This is a genomic window from Desulfovibrio cuneatus DSM 11391 (assembly GCF_000430005.1).
Taxonomy (GTDB): Bacteria; Desulfobacterota; Desulfovibrionia; order Desulfovibrionales; family Desulfovibrionaceae; genus Frigididesulfovibrio; species Frigididesulfovibrio cuneatus.
On record NZ_AUCY01000014.1, the window covers coordinates 25,890 to 46,234 of the forward strand.

Genomic DNA, 20,345 nt, shown 5'->3' on the forward strand with positions numbered 1-20,345 from the left:
ACCGTCTCCTATGTCAGGCCTTCCCACAAGCAATATATTACTGTGGCTCCAGCCTACCACGTTTCTTGGTGCACCAATTTAGGATCAAATCTGTTTTCCGCAGGCAGGCGCACATCTGGCACGCCAATAACCATCAGGCAAAGCGGAACAACATGGGCCGGGAGCTTTGCAAGCTCTTTCCAGGCGTTCATGCGCTGCTCTTCAGGAAACACATTTACCCACACGGCACCATAGCCAAGCCCGGTAAGGGCAAGCCACATATTCTGGCAACAAACAGCGCCGGAAACATAGGCAAGAGGTTCCCCTGGGTCTTTGACTATATCCACACACACCAAAAGGGCAGCCCCGGCCTTGGCGGCGTAGCTCATCAGCGGGATGGAGCGTTCAATAAGTTCCAGCGACTTTTCTGTTTCCAGCACAACAAAATGCCAGGGCCGTGCGTCTTTAGCGCTGGGGGCGCCCATGCCAGCAGAAAGAATTTCCTGCATGTCTTGGGGCTTCACCGGGGCACCGGTAAATGACCGATAGCTGCGGCGTGTATGAATGGCGGTTAACACGTCCATGGTGCTTTCCCGCCAGAAAACGCCTTCCCCTTTTTTAGCAGCAGCCACTTCCGCAGCAAGGGCCTTGTTCCTGGCAGAAAGGCCAAAAGCAAGGGCACTAACCCCAAAGCCAATACCCTGCAACACACTTCTTCTACTCAATTGCCGCTTGGCAGCGCTGCGCCCACTACTAGAGTTCATTGTAACAGCTCCATACATTCATATAGGTAGTTATTATGCCATGCACAATCAACAACATTTTCCCAGCTTCAAGCAGAAACATACTGGAATAAAGCCACTTGCGTCAAGTAGCTCTTTCCGTTATCGTTACTCACAATAGTGTCTTGTATTCGTCGGCAGCGCAGTTACTTTCCTCCTCTTTGCAAAGAAGCCCCCTCATGAGAAACTTTTTATCCGGTCATATCGGGCGTACAATATATCTTGTTGTCATCCTGGCATTCCTTCCTTCGTTGTTCATTCTGTTTCGTTTCGGCCTTGAACGCAACGCCGCAGACAAAATGGCAGCCAAGGAGCGTTTGCAGGAAATGGTGCTGAGCATTGCTGAGCAGCAGTCGCGTGCGGTGGAAAACACCCGCACCCTGCTTGCCACCATTGCCATTTTGCCCAGCGTGCACACCATGGACAAAGAAGCCTGCCTGAACCTGTTCTCCGGCATACTCAGCCGCAAAAACAATGACCTGCTGAACCTGTATATTACCGACAAAGACGGCGAAATTCTTGTGGCAGGGAAAGGGGCCCCCAAAAGCCTGCCTGCTGAAGCTGCCCCCGCCCTGACCCTTTTACAAAAAACCATGTCCTTTACCATAAGTGGCCTTACAGACGACCCAGGCACACAAACTGCCACCGTGTTTTGCCTGTACCCCATTATTGATTTCAAAGGGTTGAAATCCGTGCTGGTAGGGGCAATGAATATATTCCAGGTGCGCGCCTCGCTCAGCACCCGCCCTTTTATTCCCAAATCGCGCTTTGCCTTTGCCGACAAAAGCGGCAACATTATTTTCGGTTACCCCAAAGAACAGTTTGAAACACGCGGCGTTATGCGCGACGAAGTGCTTATTCCCGTGCAGCAGGCCGCCACAGACAGGGGTATTTTAACCCTGTACCAGGGCACCCCCAACGAACGGCTGATTGCCTACCAGCGGTTGCGGTTGCGCGGGGAACAACAGTGGGCATTTACCCTGGCCATGAGCCTGGACACGAAAGACGCTTACGCCGTGGCCACCCAAAGCCTTTACCGCCACCTGGCAGACCTTGGCATTGCCCTTGTGGTGGGTTTTTTGCTGGTGCTGTTCATTAACAAGGTCAATTTGACCCGCCCGTTGCGGCAACTGGTAGGCACGGCTAAAGCCATTGGCGAAGGGAACCTGGAAGCAAGAACAGGCATTACCCCTGGTTCCGGCGAAATACGCCTGCTGGCCAAAACCCTGGACACAATGGCCGAAGCACTGGGTGCACGCACAACAGAGCTTATGGCCGCAAAACATACCGCAGACGATGCCAACAAGGCCAAAAGCGAATTTTTGGCCAACATGAGCCATGAAATTCGTACCCCCATGAACGCCATTATTGGCATGGCGTACCTGGCCCTGCGCACAGACCTTACCCCCGCCCAAAAAGATTATGTGAACAAAATTTACCTGGCAGGAAACACCCTGCTTGGCATTATCAACGACATTCTGGACTTTTCCAAAATTGAAGCAGACAAGCTGGACATTGAGCAGGTTTCCTTTGCCACTGAAGAAGTGTTGAACAACGTCAGTTCCCTCCTTTCCCAGCGGGCAGATGAAAAGCACATTGAGCTACTCTTTTCCCTTTCGCCCCATGTGCCCCAATACCTTACGGGCGACCCGCTGCGCATTGGGCAAATTCTTATCAACATTGTGAGCAATGCCATCAAGTTTACTTCCCAGGGTGAGGTGGTCGTTAGCTGTACCCTGCTGGACGACAACAACCAGTCTGCTACAGACGCACCCACGACCCCTTCGGAAGAAGTAAACCTGCTGTTTTCCGTGCGTGATACAGGCATTGGCATGACGCAAGAGCAAATTTCCCGCCTGTTCCAGCCCTTTACCCAGGCAGACAATTCCACAACACGCAAATACGGCGGCACAGGCCTGGGCCTGACCATTACCAAGCGCCTTATTGAGATGATGCAAGGGAAAATATGGATAAACTCCATACCCGATGTGGGTTCTACCGTATCGTTCATCATCAAGTTGCACAGAAGCGATGTGGAAGCCACAAAGCAACAGCCTTCTTCCCTGCAAGGGGTGAAGGTGCTGGTGGTAGACGACAACGAATCGGCCCGCATCATTCTTACGGAAATGCTGCAAAGCCTTACCCTTGCGCCCAAGGCTGTTTCCTGCGCCAGTGAAGCCTATGAAGAACTGCGCCAGACTGACAAAACAGACCCGTACCGCCTTGTGTTCCTTGACTGGCGCATGCCGGACATTTCCGGCATAGACGCGGCCAAACACATTATGCACATGGGGCTTACCAACCAGCCCATAATGACCCTGGTAACCGCTTTTGGCCGGGGCGAGTTGCAGGCCAAGGCAGAAGCTGCGGGTATTCGCAGCATTTTGTACAAGCCTGTTAACCCTTCTCAAATTTTCAACACCATTCTGGATGCCCTGCAACTGGACGGCACCATCAGTGTGCCCAACATTGGCCAGCAAGCTTCCGGCACCTCCAAAGCTCCCATGCAGGGGCTTCAGGTACTGCTGGTGGAAGACAACATTGTCAACCAGCAGGTTGCCATGGAAATTCTTTCCGGCGAAGGCATTATCGTGACCGTTGCCAACAACGGGCAACAGGCCATTGACGCCCTCACTGCAGACCCTGACAAGTACCACATTGTGCTTATGGACCTGCAAATGCCCCTTATGGACGGGTACGCGGCAACCCGCATTTTGCGCAGGGACAAACGATTTGCCGACCTGCCCATTATAGCCATGACAGCACACGCCATGAGTGAAGAAAAAGAAGCCTGCAAACAGGCTGGCATGAACGACCACGTTTCCAAGCCCATTGAAGTGGGCAAACTGTTTGAGGTCTTGGAAAGCTGGATTCCCCACACCCGGCACCACGCAGCTGTGAGTACCCCCACCCTGTCTTCATCCCCACAGGAAAACACTACTTCGCAGGTACACCCCATGAATACGTTTGCCATTCCGCAAAGCGTTCAGGCTTCACCAAGTGTTGCGGCCCCGCACCAGCCACAGGCACAGCAGGCACAGGTTCCTGCGGCCAATGGCATTCCGCCCCTGCCCGGGGTGGATGTTGCCACGGCAGTGGCCCGCCTTGCAGGCAATACCCGCCTGTACATGAAAAGCCTTACCATGCTGCACAGCCGCCTGCCTTCCTACGCCCAAGAATTGCAGGATTTTCTCGCCGCACAAGACGCTGAAGCCGTAACCCGCATGGCCCACACCATAAAAGGCCTTGCTGCCACCATTGGGGCCAATGCCCTTTCCGAAGCGGCAAAAGCACTGGAAGCAGCCCCCAAAACACCGCAACCGGAACAAGCCCTGGTGGATGCTGTGAACACGGAACTGGCAGCCCTCCAAAATGTGCTGGACACAGCCCTGCAACCAGAAGAAGAAGTAATGGCAGACCCTGCAATGCCTGCGGTGAGCGCCGCAGCCCTTGTTGCCGTGCAAGCCCAGCTTGTGCACTTCCTTTCTGAAAGCGACTCCCAAGCAAGCGACTTTTTTGAAACAAACAGAGCCGCCTTTGAACAGCACTACGGCAAGGAACGCACCCAAAGCATTGCCCAGGCCATACGTGACTTCGACTTTGACCAAGCCCAGGAATTGCTGGCTACGGCCAAAACCCCTCCCCCTGCCAGCTAGCAAACGCTGCGCGTTTCCCACCTGCCAGTTGCTCAGCATTTCCTTATAACTCCCTCTGTTTCAGGCTGTGCGCCCCCAGTGCAACAGCCTGAAACAGATGCTGCAACAACGGCACACGCCTGTGCCACCCCAAAGCCATGCCCCCTTCCCTGCCCCCCCGCATACTCATTACCCTGCAAGACAATGCCGGGAAACAGCCCTGTTCTGCGAGCCTTCATACGCCCACAGAGCCTCATCTTTCAGTTGCGGCCACCGGGGAACAAACCATTGCCCAGGCCATTTACCTTTCCGGCAAGGTAGCCCCAGTTCCCCTGTGCAACGGCATGGGCCAGTGCGGGCGCTGCCGGGTGCGGTATGTGCAGGCACCGGAAGCAAATCCTTCCCTTACTCCCATCCCCCTGCCAACGCCGGAAGATACGGCAACCCTTTCCCCGGAGATGCTGGCCCAGGGCTGGCGCCTTGGCTGCCAGCATATGGCCACAGGAACACACCTGGTGGAGCTGCCCCCCAACAGCCGTATACATGCCAACACCGCCGGGCCAGACAGCCTGAACCATGGCACTGCGGGCCAGGCTTTGCACCAGCCTGCAGAATTGCCGAATGGATTGGCAACACAGAAGCCTGCACACCAGCCAGATTTCCCCAATACAGCCCCCCTGTTTGTGGGAGTTGACCTTGGCACCACCAGCCTGCATTGGGCTGTATGCACGGCCAAAGGCACAGTGCTGCACCAGGAAAGCCAGTTAAACCCCCAGGCCGGGGCCGGTAGCGACTGCATTTCCCGCCTTGCCTATGCCGCAACGCCCCAAGGCAAGGAAACGTTGTACAACATTACCCTGCATGCCCTGCAAGGTATTGCAGCCACGGCCAACACATTTGGCCCCATTGCCAGCCTGTGCCTTGCCGCCAACCCCAGCATGACAGCCCTTGCCCTGCATGCCCCAACTTCAGGCCTTGCCACAGCACCCTATGCCCTGGAAGAGCCTGGGGGCAGGGCCACCAGCCTGCCGGGGCTTCCCCCGGTGTGGCTTCCCCCCCAATTTGCTCCGTTTGTGGGGGGTGATATTGGAGCGGGCCTTGCTGCTATTTTAGCCACCAACCCGCACTACCCCTTTTTACTGGCAGACCTTGGCACCAATGGCGAATTTTTGCTGGCCCTCGCGCCTGAAACCATGCTATGTGCCAGTGTAGCCCTTGGCCCGGCCCTGGAAGGTATTGGCCTGCGCTTTGGAACAGAGGCCCGCCCAGGAGCCATAAGCCGCTTCAGCCTGCGCCCCACAGGGCTGCATGCCTACCCCCTGGAACAGGGCCAAGGCTTGGAAGCCACGGCCCACACCACTCAAGGCATGCCTGGCATTACAGGCACGGGCTATCTCTCCTTGGTGCGCTGTTTGCTTCAGGCTAACGCCATGGGGGAAGACGGGCACTTTACCCCAGAGCAAAGCCCCATGCTGCGCCGCTTCCTTGCTGCCCCTGTGGCCCCGTGCCCATGCCCCCTGTGCCACAATGCCCCCATTCCCCCCTTGCCCACAACACCCTACCTGCCCCTGCCCCATGGCATGTTTATAAGCGCACGCGACGTAGAAGAACTGCTCAAGGTAAAAGCCGCCTTCAGCCTGGGCCTGAGCCTGCTGTTGCAGGAAGCAGGCATTCCTTCCCACGCCCTGCGGGCAGTGTACCTTGCCGGAGCCCTTGGCCTGCACGCGGAAAAAGAAGCCCTTGAAACTCTTGGCTTTTTCCCCCAAGGCACTGCCACACGTATGCACGTGCTGGGCAATGCCAGTTTGCACGGCGCTTGCCTGCTGGCCCATTCGGGCCAAGCCCGAAAAGCCGTGCTGGCAGCGGCCAGCCACGTTACCCCCCTTGCCCTGGCAGAACACCCAAGCTTTATGCAAGGGTTTGCCCAGCACATGCGTTTTGCCTGGTACGCCAGCTAAAACAGCACACGACCACATTCCCTGTACACCCTTCCCCCAAAGCAAGCCAAAGGCAACCATGGGTATTTTTTGGCAATAAGGTATAGTTGGTATACCTTATTGCCGATATGAACAGAGCTAGTGCGCAATAATTCACACAAGATATTACCATAACCCACCAACATTCAAAGGCGTTTTTAAATCCGCAATGCACTAACGAACTGATGACTCAGCAAATTGAATGTGCCGGGCACAACAAACGATGACCCGCGGTTCACTCACGGCACCCGCAAAGTGATGCTTTAAACCAGCCTGTCTCCCTCCCAAAGGGCGCTTCGGACCTGCTCCATGTCTGCATATTGAGTCATTACTTCTATTCATAAGGATGGTATTTATGACCAGAATCGGATTACAAGGCAAATTTTTTGTCACACTGACTATAGGCACGGCTTCCCTTATCTTTATGGCAGTGTTTTTTCTTTTTGCAGTGAACAATGTGGACACACAAAACAGAGCCATTCTTCAAACAGATGTCACAGGCCAGGTAACTGCCCTGGAAATTGCACGTGACATTAACTATGTAAGCCGCCTGACCCGCGACAGCATGCTTGGTGGCAATACCAGCAAAAACCTTGAAAGATTGCGGGACATTGCCAGTAAAAATGAGACACAATTTTCCAAGCTGCTAGCCCTGCCATTTACCCAGGAAGAATTAACCGTTATCCAAAACGCACGCACCGCAGCTTCCCAGTTTGTGGGCAGTGGTGACCGCATTTTACAGCAACTGGAATCCACACCTGAAGCTGAGCGCCACCTTATCTACAAGCAGTATGAAAAGGACGCAACGCCCCTTGCCAATGCGTTTCGCAAAGAATTTGATGCCCTGGCAAAGCTGATGCACCAACGGTATACAGGCATACAGGAAAACATGTCTCAGCGCATTGCCATGCATCGCAAAAACATTCTATTTGCGCTTTTTGGCTTTACCCTGCTTATTTATGGCGCCGGATACCTGATTACGCGCAACGATTTACAATACATGAAAGAATGTGTTGTTTTTGCTTCCCAGTTAGGCAACACAGGGCTAACCCACAGAATAGACAGCGCCAATGCAGCCTCCATGGAACCCCTTGCCCAATCGCTTAATGCTGCGGCAGAAAACATACACAACTCCCGCCAACAGGTGGAAGAAGCCATGCACCATGCCACACGTGAAAGTGAAGAGGCAAAACGCTTTCTTGCCCAGGCTGAAGAAGCCCGCAAACAGGCCGAAAGCGCAAAGCGCGAAGGCATGCAAACCGCTGCAATGCAGCTCAAGAATATTGTTGGTAGCATCGGCATTGTTGTTACCCAGCTTGTTCAGCTCCTCTCCCAGTCAGAAGAAGGGAGCCGCCTGCAAAGTGCACGGGTTGCGGAAACTGCAACTGCCATGGAAGAGATGAACAGTTCTGTACTGGAAGTGGCACGCAATGCCGCCACTGCTTCAGACGTTTCAAGCCATTCCAAAGAAAAAGCCTTGCATGGTGCCCAAACGGTAAAAACGGTTTCTGTACTTATGGAGCAATTGCAGGGGCAATCTGTCATGCTGCGCCAAGACATGGAAACCATGACCGAACACAGCAAGTCCATAACTGAAATAATGAGTGTTATTTCAGATATTGCAGACCAGACAAACCTGCTGGCCCTGAACGCCGCCATTGAAGCGGCACGAGCCGGGGAAGCAGGCAGGGGGTTTGCAGTGGTGGCAGACGAAGTGCGCAAGCTGGCGGAAAAAACCATGCACTCCACAACCGACGTGGGGCAAGTTGTCCAGGCTATCCAGCAAAGCACCAACAACAGCAAGCAACAGGTGGAACAGACCGCCTCAATTATTGGTGATGTTTCTGCATCAGTTAATAATTCCGGTGATGCGCTTACGGAAATTGTGCACCTTGCTGAAAGTTCCGCTGACCAGGCCAGGGCCATTGCAACAGCAAGTAAGCAGCAGTCTGCTGCGAGTGAAGAAATTAACCATGCCATTACGGACATTAGCGCCACAACAGCCAATACCGCCGAAGCAATGCACACGGCCCATGGCTGTGTTGAAGAGCTGGCAAGCCAGATACAAGAGCTGCAAAAACTCATAACAGAATTGCAACAGGTGTAATCTTTCCCACGCAGACGTTTCTGCAACAACAGGTTGAACAAAAAATCGCGTTTTTGAGCTACTCAGCCCAAAAACGCGATTTTTTGCACTACCGGGTAAATTAGTTATTCTCTGAATCCAGCAACCAGCAGGCAGCACTATGCCCGCCGTGCGCTTTACCGTGCTGCCCTGCCTGCTCCGGCAGGGGGCAAGAAAAGGCCGGGGGCAATGCTTCACGGCAGCGGGGCATGGCCCTGGTACACCGGGGGTGAAACAAACACCCCGAAGGTCTGTTATGCAAGGGGGGCACTGTGCCTGCAATGGCGGCAAGGCGGAGCTTTTTGCGCACTGCATTGTGTTCCGGTTGCCCTGCGTTACTTTCTTCATGGCAGGCTGTGCCAGGGCGGGAAGCCAAAAGCCCTTGGGTATAGGGGTGCTGCGGGGTGGCAAGCACCTGCTGCGCCGGGCCCTGCTCCACAATTCTACCAGCATACATAACAGCAACGCGGTGTGCCATGTGCCCCACAACCCCCAGGTCATGGGTTATAAGCACCAGGGAAGCGCCAAATTCACGCACCAGCCCGCGCATAAGCTCCAGAATTTGCCGCTGCACCGTCACGTCCAGTGCTGTGGTGGGTTCGTCTGCCAGCAGCAATTGGGGAGAGCAGGAAAGGGCCATGGCAATCATGATGCGCTGGCGCATACCACCGCTCATTTCATGCGGAAACTGGTCGTAACGCTGGTCCGGTTCAGGAATACCCACCAAATTAAGCAGGCGCACCGCTTCTTTGCGCGCATCCGCAGTGCCAAGCCCGCGGTGCAGGCGCAGGGGTTCGGCAATCTGTTCCCCCACCCGCAGCACAGGGTTCAGGGAAGTCATGGGCTCCTGAAACACCATGGCCATGCGGTTGCCGCGCAAGCAGCGCATATTCTCTTCCGGCAGGGGAATAATATCTTCCCCTAAAAATTCTATGCGGCCCCCCATAATTTGGGCGGGCGGGTTTGGCAACAAGCGCATAATAGCCTTGGCCGTAACACTTTTCCCACAGCCAGATTCCCCCACAATCCCCAAAATTTCGCCTGCCGCCACATCAAAGGAAACGTCCTGCACCGCAGCAAGGGGGGCAGTGCCCTGGGCACCTGCAAAGGCCACCGTAAGGTTTTGCACGCGCAGCAAAGGTTGAGGGGGGCATTGTTCAGGCATGGTAATTACATAGTCGGCCCTTAAAAAAGTGTCACCTGCTTGGGTCATACGAAAATCCTGGATATCAACACTGTTTTATCAACCAGAAACATCCCAAAGGGCCGAATAACCCGGCAAATACTATTTGCCGGACGCGGCGTCCGCAAAGCGGCGCATGGAGCCAGCGTGCCTTCTTAAAAAGGCCGCTTCAGACTTTTTAAGCATCAACTACATGGGTTCTTTGGTTTCAGGGGAAAGAAGTTGCAACAAGGCACGCCACTGGGCATCTTCCGGCGTTCCCTTGGCAGGGGCTGCCATATGTTCATTGGCCTGGGGCAGGCTAAAGCTTGGCACTGCGCAGGCGTCCACATGCAGGGAATGCAAAATACCCCGCACCGTTTCCCGCGCCTGGGCGTCCTGGGCCTTGGGTTTGCCTACCTCAATGGTAATAATTGGCCCTTTACGCACAACAGGCTTACGGATTGCTGGCTGGGTTTGCTCTGCCTCGAACTGGGAAAGCCCTTGTTCCATAACAGCGGCCTGTTTTTGCAACTGGCGGGCCAACACGCCCAAGGCATAGCCACGCACCGTGTCTGGGAGGTTTTCCAGCACAGGTTGCATCTCTTCGGCCACGCCAAGCACCCCTTCCTGGCAACGAATGGTGGCATCGCTACGCACAGCAAGGGCAATGGCGTCGGCCGGGCGGCAGGCCACACGCCCAATGCCCTGCGGCCCCTTAAACACCAGTTCTGCAAAAAATTCGCCTTGGTGGGCATGGGTAATTTCCGCTGCCAGGAGCTTGCCTTCAAGCTGGGTTACCAATTCCAGGGCAAGGTCGTGGGTTTGGGGGCGCCAGCGCTTCTTGGCCCCGGCCTCTTGATGCATGGCAACAGGGCTTGCCTTTTGGGCCCCTTTGCGCAAAAGGGCAAAGTGCCCCCCCTTGACCCCGGCAGCCTCCCCAAGGGAGCTTTCCTCATACAGCACTGTGGAAATGGCATAGGCTTCCGCCGCGCCAATGGTCAGTTGCAATACAAGGGAAGTATGCTGCGGGTGCAGCAAAAGTACCGGAACTGTTTCATTCGTCAACACAATACCAAGTACCGTTAGGTCGATCATGTATCCCCTGCCTCCTGGCCTTTCAGCGCCTGCTTGCTTGCCCCTGTTACCTGCACCTGCACCATGGTGCCCGGCTGCAAGCCTTCCCTGCTGGAAGGAAAACGCACCACTACTTTTATGTCGTGCGGGGTTTTACCCTGCCATAATTGGCACTGTTGCTCTGCACCTTGGGCGGCTTCGCCTGCGGTGCCATATTTTTCCGGCTGCACTTCCGGGGTGCTACCTGCACTATTCAAAGCACCCCGCTCACTACCGGGCATGGTTGGCTTATCGGCACCTTCCCCTAAAACTACAGAGGAAGAAAGGGGAGTGTCAAGCAAAACAGGCAATACACTGCCATACATCTGGCGCAACAGGCGTTCGGTATACTCTGTCTGCCATGTCTGTAAACGGGTAAGACGCTCCAGGGCAACGCTACGCTCAATCTTACCCGGCAGCAACACAGCTTTGGCCCCTGGCCTGTCGGAATACACAAAAGAAAAGCTGGAAATATACCCCACCTCGCGCATTATTTCCATGGTGGCGTCAAAGTCGGATTCTGTTTCACCGGGAAAGCCCACAATAATATCGGTGGTCAGCACCATGTCTGGCCGGGCAGCACGCAGGCGCTGCACCACATCAAGGTAGCCCGCCACGGTATATTTGCGGTTCATGCGGGCCAGCACCGCATCAGACCCTGACTGCAAGGGCAGGTGCAGGCGGGGGCACAGCTTGGGTTCTTTGCCAAGCAGCGCTATAAGTTCTGCGGGAACGTCTTTGGGGTGTGAGGTGAGGAAGCGCACCCGGCCCAGCCCTTCAATGGCACAAATTTGTTCCAGCAACTCCACAAAAGTCGTGTCGCCTGCCAGGCCGTCCTGCCCATAGGCATTCACGTTTTGCCCGAGCAAAGTAATTTCTTTAGTACCAGCCGCCACAAGAGTATGGCACTCCGCCAGAACAGCTTCCGGCGTGCGCGACTTTTGCCTGCCCCGCACATACGGCACAATACAATACGTGCAAAAGTTATTGCACCCCTGCATGATGTTCACAAAAGCGGAAACAGGCACCTGCCCTGGCTGCCACAACGCATCGCGCTCTTCATACTGCTGCACAAAGTCAAGCAGGCTTATGCGGCGTATGGGTTCATCCAGCAGGCGTTCAATAGCATCAGGCACACCGGCAATGCCGTCGGTACCAAACAGCAAGCGCACTTCCGGGAAACGCTTCACCAGCCGTTCCCCCACCTGTTGGGCAACACACCCCCCCACACACACCAGAGGGGGCTTTTTCTTATGTACCTTGCAGTAACGGGCAATGCGCCCCAGTTCTGAATAGACTTTCTGTTCCGGCTTGTCCCGCACAGAACAGGTGTTCAAAATATACACGCTGGCTTCTTCAAGCGGAGCCGGGGCAAAGCCCCGCGCCTGCAGGGAACGCACAACCCAGTCGGAATCGTTCACGTTCATCTGGCAACCAAATGTTTGTATATAAAAAGTAGGTGTTGTCATTGTAGTTGAGGGAAAAAGGTGAAAGCGGGCAGCAGTAAGTGTGCCTGTAAGGCTACCAGCCTCATACGTGCTTTTTGCTGCGGGCGCAACTTGCCTACCCGGGAAGGTTGGACCATTATCCGTTACTGTAAACCATAGCAGAGCGGAAGGATGCGCAGAAAACACATTTACTATACCTATGCGCATTATAGATATAGCAAATGGTAAAAAAATTTATATTTTCTGTGGGCAAATAGAATATTTTCTGCTAGCTTAGAGGCACAATAGTTTCAACTTATTCTAAAGGAGGAAAGTATGAAACGCATTTCTACTCTTCTGCTTTCGGCTGCCATGCTGTTTGGCACCGTAGGCGCAGCCCAGGCCGTGGACATTAAGGCCAAGGGACAGTTCGAATTTGTTTTTGGTTGGGGCAAAAACCTTGGTGGTAGCAAAGGCTTTAACAGCAATGCAGCTCACCAGGACTTCATTGCTCGCCAGCGCGTGCGCACCCAAGTCAACTTCATCGCTTCTGAATTTCTTCAAGGCGTATTGATGTTTGAAATCGGTGACACTGACTGGGGCCGCACCAGAAACGGCAACACCGGGCCTAGCTCCGGCGGTGCCCTTGACGCTGACGGCGTGAACGTGGAAACCAAACGTGCATACATTGACTGGATCGTGCCTAACACCGACCTGTCCATCCGCATGGGTATCCAGGGCTTGGCGCTGCCTTCTGCCACCCGCTTCAACAACCCCGTGTTTGATGCCGACGTAGCCGCCATTACTGCCAGCTACAAGTTTAACGACATGTTTGCCCTGACAGGCTTCTGGGCTCGTCCTTTTGATGCCTACAACGACCGCTATGCAGACAACGGCAATGGTCGTCGTCTGGATGACAGCGTTGACATGTTCGGCCTTGTGGCCCCCATCACCGGTGAAGGTTGGGCACTCACCCCCTGGACTGTTATGGCCAACATTGGCAACCAGTCCGGCTATGCTGAGTACATTATGGCTAAAGACAACCTGAACGGCCTTGGCCGCGGCATTCGCGACGTAGAAAACGACCGTGCCTTTGCATGGTGGCTCGGCACAGGGTTTGAACTGACCATGTTCGACCCCCTTACCTTTGGCATGGACGTAATGTACGGGCGCATGGGCGACCTGGAAGGCCTGAACGTTGGCGCCCGTCCTGATGGCGTAGCCAACCCAGACAACAACTTCACTGCTCGTGCCCGTGGCTGGTTCCTGGACGCACGCCTTGATTACAAACTGGATTGGGCCACTGCTGGCATTTTCGGCTGGTGGAGCACTGGCGATGACGCTGAAGACCAGCGTTATGATGCCAATGGTAACATGACCCATGCAAAGCTTGGTCGTATGCCTGTTGTTGGCGTAGACACTGGCTTTGCCCCCACCTCTTTTGGCTTCAGCGGCACAAAGACTCGGGGCGATGACAACGCAGTAAGCCAAACTGGCATGGGCACTTGGGGTATTGGCGTGCAACTGGCTGACATGAGCTTCATTGACGACCTCAAGCACACCCTGCGCGTTTCTTACTACAAAGGCACCAACGACCGCGACTTGGCTCGTGGCGACGGTCCTTTTGGTTCTAACACACGTTACGGTGTGGATAGCCTGTACCTGACCACAGGCGATGCTGCTTGGGAAGTAAACTTTGACCACCAGTACAAAATTTACGAAAACCTGACCGCATACCTCGAACTGGGTTACATCAACCTTGACCTGATCAAGAACCACTTCCAGAGCGATTCCGACGACGCTTGGAAGGCTCAGGTTGGCTTCAAGTACGAATTCTAGAGCAGACTAAATAGCGCTGCGTTTGTTTTACTTGCAGTAGGGGGCCCGTGGCCCCCTATTTTTTTTATTAATGGCCTTTTTTGCTTCTGCCTTCGTCAGGCTTTCTTTGTGCGACGCTCATGTATGTCTCTATACACATCGCCCCGCCCAAAGTGCGCCTTCCTTGGCAGGAACCAAAAAATTCTCATTAACAAGTACTACGCTCATTTTTTCCGTTTGGCAGCGTTGCTTCACCCTGCTCCCGCTTGATACCCGGCCCTATTTGACAACGCCAGAAAACGAATTATGTTTATTTGGTAATGCCCACACAAACGCTGCCGGGCAATGCAACTAGTACAAAACACATCACCATACCTGCATACGCACAGGACAAACCAGACATTGCATGGCAAGAGCAGGCATACCGTGGCATACAAGGAGTTGGATATGAAAACATTACGAGTGAAGGGATTCAGAGAAAAAACAGACTGCGCCACCGTGATACAGCGTTGCATAAAAACTGTGGATGGCTATGAAGACATCCACATTAACACCGCCTCCGGGGAAATTACCTACAAACCCGGTACGTGCGTAGACGAAGATATTTTGAAGGAAGCGCTGGCCCAGGAAGGGCTCACCGTGGAAGAAGTAAAGTAAACGGCTAGAGCAGCTACATACTTAAAAAGCGGGCTTCCCATGTGGGGTAGCCCGCTTTTTTATGGTGAACACAACATCCCATTGAATGCGCGTTTCCTTAGGGCAACTGCGGCACAGGCGGGTGTTCCTTCATAAATTGCACCATGGGGGCAGCCCCCACCAGCCCTTCATACACCACCCCGTTAATAACAAAGCTTGGGGTACGCTTCAGCCCATATCTTTCCTTGATGGCAGCTTTCGCCTCTGCCCGCTTTGCCTCATTTTCCGGGGAAACATCCCGCTCCAGCTTTGCCGCGTCCACGGGCAACGTTTTCTTTTTGGCAAGCGCTATGGCAAAGGGCACAGGCTTGGCAATTGCCTGTTCGCTGGCAAAGGCGGCTGTTACAAACTCGCGTGCCAATGCCTGGTTTTGCTCCGCCAGGGCAATAGCGGTGAGCATGGCCTTGTCGCCCTGCGCCGATTTGCCCCCACCCTGTATGATAAACCGGGTGTGAGCCGGGTCCAGCCCCTGTATGGTGCCCACCACCGCAGGCCATATTTTGCGGCATGAGGGACATTCTATATTGTCGTACATAATGATGGTGTTGGGGGCATCCGCATTGCCGAAAAACAGCGGAAAACGGTAAAAGTCATGTTCCGCAGCATGGGTGAGGGAGGGCAAAGAGAGAAGGAAGAGCAGAAAAAGAAAAGAGCATATGCGGCGGGCATGACCGCCTGCCAAAGTGCCAAAAGCCATGGTGTTCCCTTGCAACGGTTGGGGTGATTGTTGTGAGGCTGAAAGCAGAAGCTTAGCTGAAAGCAGAGAGATTGACAAATGGGGGGAGGGCAACTAAACTTAGTTTAAGACTTAGTTTATATGGAGACTCTATGCAACAAATTAATATTCACGAAGCTAAAACAAATCTTTCCAAACTCATTGAACAAGCCGTACATGGCGAACCATTTATTATTGCCAAGTCCGGCAAACCCATGGTGACGGTAACGGCCTATACCCCCTCGCAAGAACCTGCAAAGCGGGTGGGATTCATGCGGGGAATGATTACGATGCCGAAGGACTTCGACACCATGGGGCAAGAAGTCATTCAGGACATGTTCGCGGGGGAAGAATGAACTTGCTCCTTGATACCCATATGCTCATATGGGCGGCAGTCGGAACACTTCCACGCAAGGCAGAGCAGCTTTTGGTAGATGCCAATAACACACTGTACTTCAGCCCTGCCAGCCTGTGGGAAATTGGCATAAAGCAAAGCCTTGGCAGAAATGACTTTGCAGTGGATGCTGCAATGCTGCGGCGCGGCCTTGTGGATGCCCATTATATTGAGCTGCCCATTACGGCCCAACATACCCTGGCTGTAAACGACCTGCCCGCCCTGCATAAAGACCCTTTTGACAGAATACTCCTGGCCCAGGCCAAATGCGAGGGGTTTTGGTTGCTTACAAGTGATAAGCAGATAAAGGAATACCCTGGATCGGTTTTGTTTATTGGAAGGGGTGATGCGGCGTGGCGGCCGCAAAAGTGAGAGTTTTTTGAGGGTGGTTGCTCGTAGTTTCTTGCGGCGCAGGCGCCACACCATTCCTCTTTTCTCTTTATTTTTCCGCTCCGCTAGGGCAGGTGGGGCCCTTGTGCGGCCCCCCTGCACCCCCACACCCTTGGGGCTCTGCCCCAAGACCCCGTTTAGGTTACGGCCCGCGCTTAGGCTATTTGTTTCCTACCTCGCTGCGCTCGGGGCGCAAACAAATAGAAACGCGCGGGGAGTACACCCTGCTGAGAATGGGTAGCCTCGTCTGATACGGGGAGTAAATACGCAACGGCCCTGCCGCATAAGGACATTGCCTTACTGGTGGGGAGCGGTGGAGAAGTGTACCGCACTGTGCATGAGTGAGCGGGCGCAGCAAAGCGCGCGTTGGCTGGGGAAAACTCGAAGAATTATCTGTAAGGTGCGGCGAAGACGCCGCAAGAGCCCACTACAGCCGCATACCCAGGCGGAGTGGGGCTATAAAGTTACCGTTTCCCTTTACCAAAGGAATCACCTTCAGTGGCAGAGTCTTTATTCTACCCATACCCTCCACACAAGAGATTACTCATAACCCCACCGCCGTACGTGCGCTTTGTTGCGCCCAACCACTCATGCGAAGTACCACCTATTTGCCCTCACTTCCCGTCAATGTGGTACTTACCTTCTGTGGCATAATTGACTATGACAGCAAGCAACCGATAAGTGCCGCCTCACCCATTCCCTGCACGGTGTTTTTCCGCGCGAATATATTTGTGCAGCGCCACGAGCGCAGCGAGTTAGCGAAACAAATCTACCTGAGCGCGGGCCGCAACCTAGCGGGGTCACGGGGTGCAACCCCGTGCGCCTGGGGTCGTTAGGGGGCCGGGCGAGGGCCCCCTAACCCTAGCGGAGCGGATGAACTAAGAGAAAAGAAGAATGGAGTGGCGCTTGCGCCGCATAAACCCAAGCGGAGCGGCAAACAAAACAAGAAAAGCGGTAGCACGCGGCGGCACGCCGCAAGAAACTCAACATTCCCTCTTAACAACAAAGAAGGGCCGTCCATGCGACGACCCTTCTTTGTTCTTCATCCAACCAAACCCATTACAACTCGTTGGGTATCTCTTTCAGTTCTGCCAGGGTAAACACCGGGCCATCTACGCACACGTATTTGTCCCCAATGTTACAGCGCCCGCAAATACCAATACCGCACTTCATGCGTTTTTCCAGGGTGGTCACAATCTGTTCCGGTGCAAAGCCCAGCTTTTCCAGGGCTTGCAGCGTAAACTTGATCATAATGGGCGGGCCGCAGGTAATGGCCACACAGTTATTGGCGGAGGGTGCCATTTCCAGCAGCACGTTGGGAATAAGCCCCACTTTGTGTTGCCAGCCTTCGGCTTCTCTGTCAATGGTCAGCACACAGTCCAGGTCGTCGCGCCCCAGCCATTCCGGCAGTTCATAGGAAAACGCCATATCTTGCGGGGAACGGGCCCCGTACAGCAGGCTGATTTTCCCGTAGTCTTTGCGGTTATCCAGCATGAACAGGAGCAGCGTACGCAAGGGGGCCATGCCAATGCCGCCCCCAACAAACACAATGTCCTTGCCCTTCATGCTTTCATACGGAAAGGAGTTGCCAAGGGGGCCGCGCACGCCAATGGTGTCGCCAGCGGCCACGTTGTGCAGGGCTTGGGTATTTTCCCCTGTGCGCATCACGCTGAACTGCAAGTAGTCCATGCGGGTTGGCGGGGAGTTGATTACAAAGGTAGATTCCCCAAAGCCAAACACAGAGAGTTGCCCCACCTGCCCCGGCTGGAACGTAAAGCTCTTCATGGCGTCCGCGTCTTGCAGCACCACGCGAAACGTTTTGATGTTAGGGGTTTCGTCTATTACCTCTACCACGGTAGCCAGGTAGGGCATATAGGGGTTGGGGGTGCTGGCATCACAGCTTGGGCGTTGTGGCGCAGCGGCAGTATTAGTAGCCATTGGCCTACTCCTTCACATTTGCGGCGGCAAGGGCATTTTGCACAATGCGCCGGATATCAACAGAAGAGGGGCAGCTTTTAATGCAGCGCCCGCACCCGCAACAGGAAAACCGCCCACCATGCAGGCTGGGGTAGTAAGAAAACTTGTGTCCCACGCGGTTTTTCAAGCGGTTTGCCTTGGCTGTGCGCGGGTTGTGCCCGCTGGCCTCAAGAGTAAACAAAGATGCCATGCAGGTGTCCCAGGAACGCAGGCGTACACCGCTTATGCCGTTGCTTTCATCGGTAATGTTAAAGCAGTAGCAGGTAGGGCACAGGTAGGTACAGGCACCACAGGCCAGGCACCCGGCAGATTCCGCCTGCCAGAATGTGGCGTCGTCAAAGCGGGCCAGCACGGCGTCGGCAATGGCCTTGGGGTCAAGGGGTGCACCGGGCACAGGGGCCATGGTGGCTTCCGCTGCTGTGTGGCTTGCTTCTGCCGCAGCGCCTTGTTCAGCGCCCGCTTCGGCAAGGCCGCTCACCAGCTCTTCCCCTTTGGGGGTCAGGGCTTCCATTACCAGGCCGTCGTTCACCAGGGTTGCCAGCACGTCTGCCCCTTCCCGGCTGGCGGGGCTGCCCCCTGTCCAGTTACAGAAGCAGGTGGCAAGGGCCGTGCGGCAGGCCAGCACCACAAGGGCGGTGTTCTGGCGGCGCTTCAAATAATACACGTCTTTGGCAAGGCCTTTTGTGCCGCACCCGTCGTACACGGGGTCAAAGGCAAAAAAGCCGCGGGCGTCGCAGGAAAGCGCCCCAAACACCACCGTTGGGGTGGGGTCTTGCGGCTGGGTCAGGGTAAGGTCACGCTTGCCCACCACAGCGGGGTCTGCCTTGTAGGTAAAGCTGAACAGCTCATGGGCACGGGGAAACACCACGTGCTTGGCTGATTCCGTGGGGCGTGCAGTCAGTTCCGGCATGGAGCCTTCCGCACGGGGGCGGTACACCACCGCCGAACCTTCGCGGGCGGGGGCAAACACGGTGTAGCTTTTTGCCAGCCCATCAAGCCACTGGGGCACCTGGGCCAGGGGAAGATAGCGTAAGGTTGCCATTACCATGACCTCTCTTTGATGGTAGGTTCTTCAAGGGTAAAGGTCAGCAGCGGGGGTGTGCCTTCATCAATACCGGCACGGTAGGCAAACAGCTTTTCCACACTGCGGGCAAGGCTGCGCTTCAAAAGCAGCACAGGAATACCCACAGGGCAAGCCCGCTGGCATTCGCCACAACCAGTGCAGCGCCCGGCCAGGTGGGTGGCATGAATCACCTGGAAGAACAGTTTGTCCTTCACGCTATCGGCCTGTGTCAGCCAGGAAGGGTCGCGGCTGGTGGCTACGCAATGGTCGCGGCACACGCACAGGGGGCAGGCGTTGCGGCAGGCGTAACACCGAATGCAGCGCGACATTTCCTTTTCCCAAAAGGCCTGGCGTTCTTCAAGGCTCATGGCCTCAAAGACGGCAAGGTCGGCAAAGTCGTCTGCCGTGGCAACGGGTTCGCGCTTTTCCCCCACAAAAGTATCGGCAATGTGGGCGTTGGGGTACTGGCAGCGCATACATTTTTCCGCTGTCACATCAGCCTTGTTCAGGCGCACGGTTTCCCCGCGCAGGGTCAGCACCAGGGCGTCGCCTTCTTCCAGCACAGCCGTCACTTCGCCCATTTCCCCTTTCTCGCCAAGGGCAGCCGCCACTTTGTCGTGGTCCACCACCCCCTGGCAGGGAAAGCCGATAAGGGAAACTTCCTCACGCTTGATGAGCCCTTCTGAAAGAAGCTGCCCAACGGAGCGTGCATCGCACCCTTTTACCACCACAGCCACTTTTTTGCCTTTGTATTCAGGCAGGAACAGCGCAGGGTTGTTTACGGCAAAAAAGCCGGATGCAAACCTGTTGGCATCGTCCTCGGAACGCATAAAAAGCGGTGCGCCGTGCAGCGGGTCTGGCCCGCTGCCCCAGCCTATAACACAATCCACCTCAGGCAGTATGGCCTTAATGGCGGCTTGCAATTCTTTTTGCATACCCATGTTTTCTCCTTATGGAGCGCAAAAGGTCGTTTCGTTATGAATTTTATTGACTTTTATTGGGGGACGCTGTCCCCCAGCCCCCTGCAAGGGGAATGATTCCCCTTGACCCCCCATTTGCGTTTACTTTTTCGCAAAGCGGAAAAGTAAAC

The 20,345-nt window shown here is 54.9% G+C and carries 15 protein-coding genes; 7 read left to right on the forward strand and 8 right to left on the reverse strand.

From position 1 onward, the window contains the following. Nucleotides 1-53: 53 nt before the first annotated feature. On the reverse strand, nt 54-743 hold the full coding sequence (locus G497_RS0103400) for a nitroreductase family protein (RefSeq protein ID WP_169726965.1): 690 nt from the start codon (nt 741-743) through the stop codon (nt 54-56). 197 nt (nt 744-940) lie between these two features. Between G497_RS0103400 and G497_RS16535 the strand changes: the two genes are divergently transcribed. From G497_RS16535 to G497_RS18920, 3 genes are all read left to right on the forward strand, one after another. Next, nucleotides 941-4,417 (forward strand): response regulator, encoded by a 3,477-nt coding sequence (locus G497_RS16535; protein WP_051257796.1) that lies wholly within the window; start codon nt 941-943, stop codon nt 4,415-4,417. 137 nt (nt 4,418-4,554) lie between these two features. Further along, nucleotides 4,555-6,354, forward strand: a complete 1,800-nt coding sequence (locus G497_RS16540; protein ID WP_051257797.1) for an ASKHA domain-containing protein — start codon at nt 4,555-4,557, stop codon at nt 6,352-6,354. A 373-nt stretch (nt 6,355-6,727) separates the two neighbouring features. Then, a complete protein-coding gene (locus G497_RS18920) occupies nt 6,728-8,479 on the forward strand; it encodes a methyl-accepting chemotaxis protein (RefSeq protein ID WP_051257798.1) in 1,752 nt (583 codons plus the stop codon). A gap of 100 nt (nt 8,480-8,579) precedes the next feature. Here G497_RS18920 and G497_RS0103425 read toward each other — a convergent pair whose 3' ends face one another. The 3 genes from G497_RS0103425 to miaB all read right to left on the reverse strand — a co-directional run bounded on the left by G497_RS0103425 (nt 8,580) and on the right by miaB (nt 12,244). Further along, the gene (locus G497_RS0103425; protein WP_245576339.1) at nt 8,580-9,710 is read right to left on the reverse strand and encodes an ABC transporter ATP-binding protein; all 1,131 of its coding nucleotides are present in this window, start codon (nt 9,708-9,710) and stop codon (nt 8,580-8,582) included. Between the two features lie 159 nt (nt 9,711-9,869). Next, complete coding sequence (locus G497_RS18925; RefSeq protein ID WP_051257799.1) at nt 9,870-10,757, reverse strand: bifunctional nuclease family protein; 888 nt, start codon at nt 10,755-10,757, stop codon at nt 9,870-9,872. Continuing rightward, nucleotides 10,754-12,244, reverse strand: coding sequence for a tRNA (N6-isopentenyl adenosine(37)-C2)-methylthiotransferase MiaB (miaB, locus tag G497_RS0103435; protein WP_027187094.1), 1,491 nt, complete (start codon nt 12,242-12,244; stop codon nt 10,754-10,756). The genes G497_RS18925 and miaB overlap by 4 nt, the downstream gene beginning before the upstream one ends. 294 nt (nt 12,245-12,538) lie before the next feature. Between miaB and G497_RS0103440 the strand changes: the two genes are divergently transcribed. Next, the gene (locus G497_RS0103440) at nt 12,539-14,041 is read left to right on the forward strand and encodes an outer membrane homotrimeric porin (RefSeq protein WP_027187095.1); all 1,503 of its coding nucleotides are present in this window, start codon (nt 12,539-12,541) and stop codon (nt 14,039-14,041) included. A 426-nt stretch (nt 14,042-14,467) separates the two neighbouring features. Next, nucleotides 14,468-14,677, forward strand: coding sequence for a hypothetical protein (locus tag G497_RS0103445; RefSeq protein ID WP_027187096.1), 210 nt, complete (start codon nt 14,468-14,470; stop codon nt 14,675-14,677). 97 nt (nt 14,678-14,774) lie between these two features. On the opposite strand, the gene G497_RS0103450 is transcribed toward G497_RS0103445, so the two are convergent. Further along, complete coding sequence (locus G497_RS0103450) at nt 14,775-15,413, reverse strand: thioredoxin domain-containing protein (RefSeq protein WP_027187097.1); 639 nt, start codon at nt 15,411-15,413, stop codon at nt 14,775-14,777. 131 nt (nt 15,414-15,544) lie between these two features. Here G497_RS0103450 and G497_RS0103455 point away from each other — a divergent pair, with 131 nt between their 5' ends. Beyond that, a complete protein-coding gene (locus G497_RS0103455) occupies nt 15,545-15,787 on the forward strand; it encodes a type II toxin-antitoxin system Phd/YefM family antitoxin (RefSeq protein WP_027187098.1) in 243 nt (80 codons plus the stop codon). Next, complete coding sequence (locus tag G497_RS0103460) at nt 15,784-16,197, forward strand: type II toxin-antitoxin system VapC family toxin (RefSeq protein ID WP_027187099.1); 414 nt, start codon at nt 15,784-15,786, stop codon at nt 16,195-16,197. Before G497_RS0103455 ends, G497_RS0103460 begins: the two co-directional genes overlap by 4 nt. Nucleotides 16,198-17,274: 1,077 nt before the next feature. Here G497_RS0103460 and G497_RS0103465 read toward each other — a convergent pair. From G497_RS0103465 to G497_RS0103475, 3 genes are read right to left on the reverse strand one after another with little or no spacing between them, the layout of a single operon-like run. Next, nucleotides 17,275-18,153, reverse strand: coding sequence for an FAD/NAD(P)-binding protein (locus tag G497_RS0103465; RefSeq protein ID WP_051257800.1), 879 nt, complete (start codon nt 18,151-18,153; stop codon nt 17,275-17,277). Between the two features lie 4 nt (nt 18,154-18,157). Next, entirely contained in the window at nt 18,158-19,240 is a 1,083-nt protein-coding gene (locus G497_RS0103470) for a 4Fe-4S dicluster domain-containing protein (protein ID WP_342663649.1), read from the reverse strand. Next, nucleotides 19,234-20,196, reverse strand: coding sequence for a 4Fe-4S dicluster domain-containing protein (locus G497_RS0103475; protein ID WP_027187102.1), 963 nt, complete (start codon nt 20,194-20,196; stop codon nt 19,234-19,236). Before G497_RS0103475 ends, G497_RS0103470 begins: the two co-directional genes overlap by 7 nt. Nucleotides 20,197-20,345 lie beyond the last annotated feature (149 nt).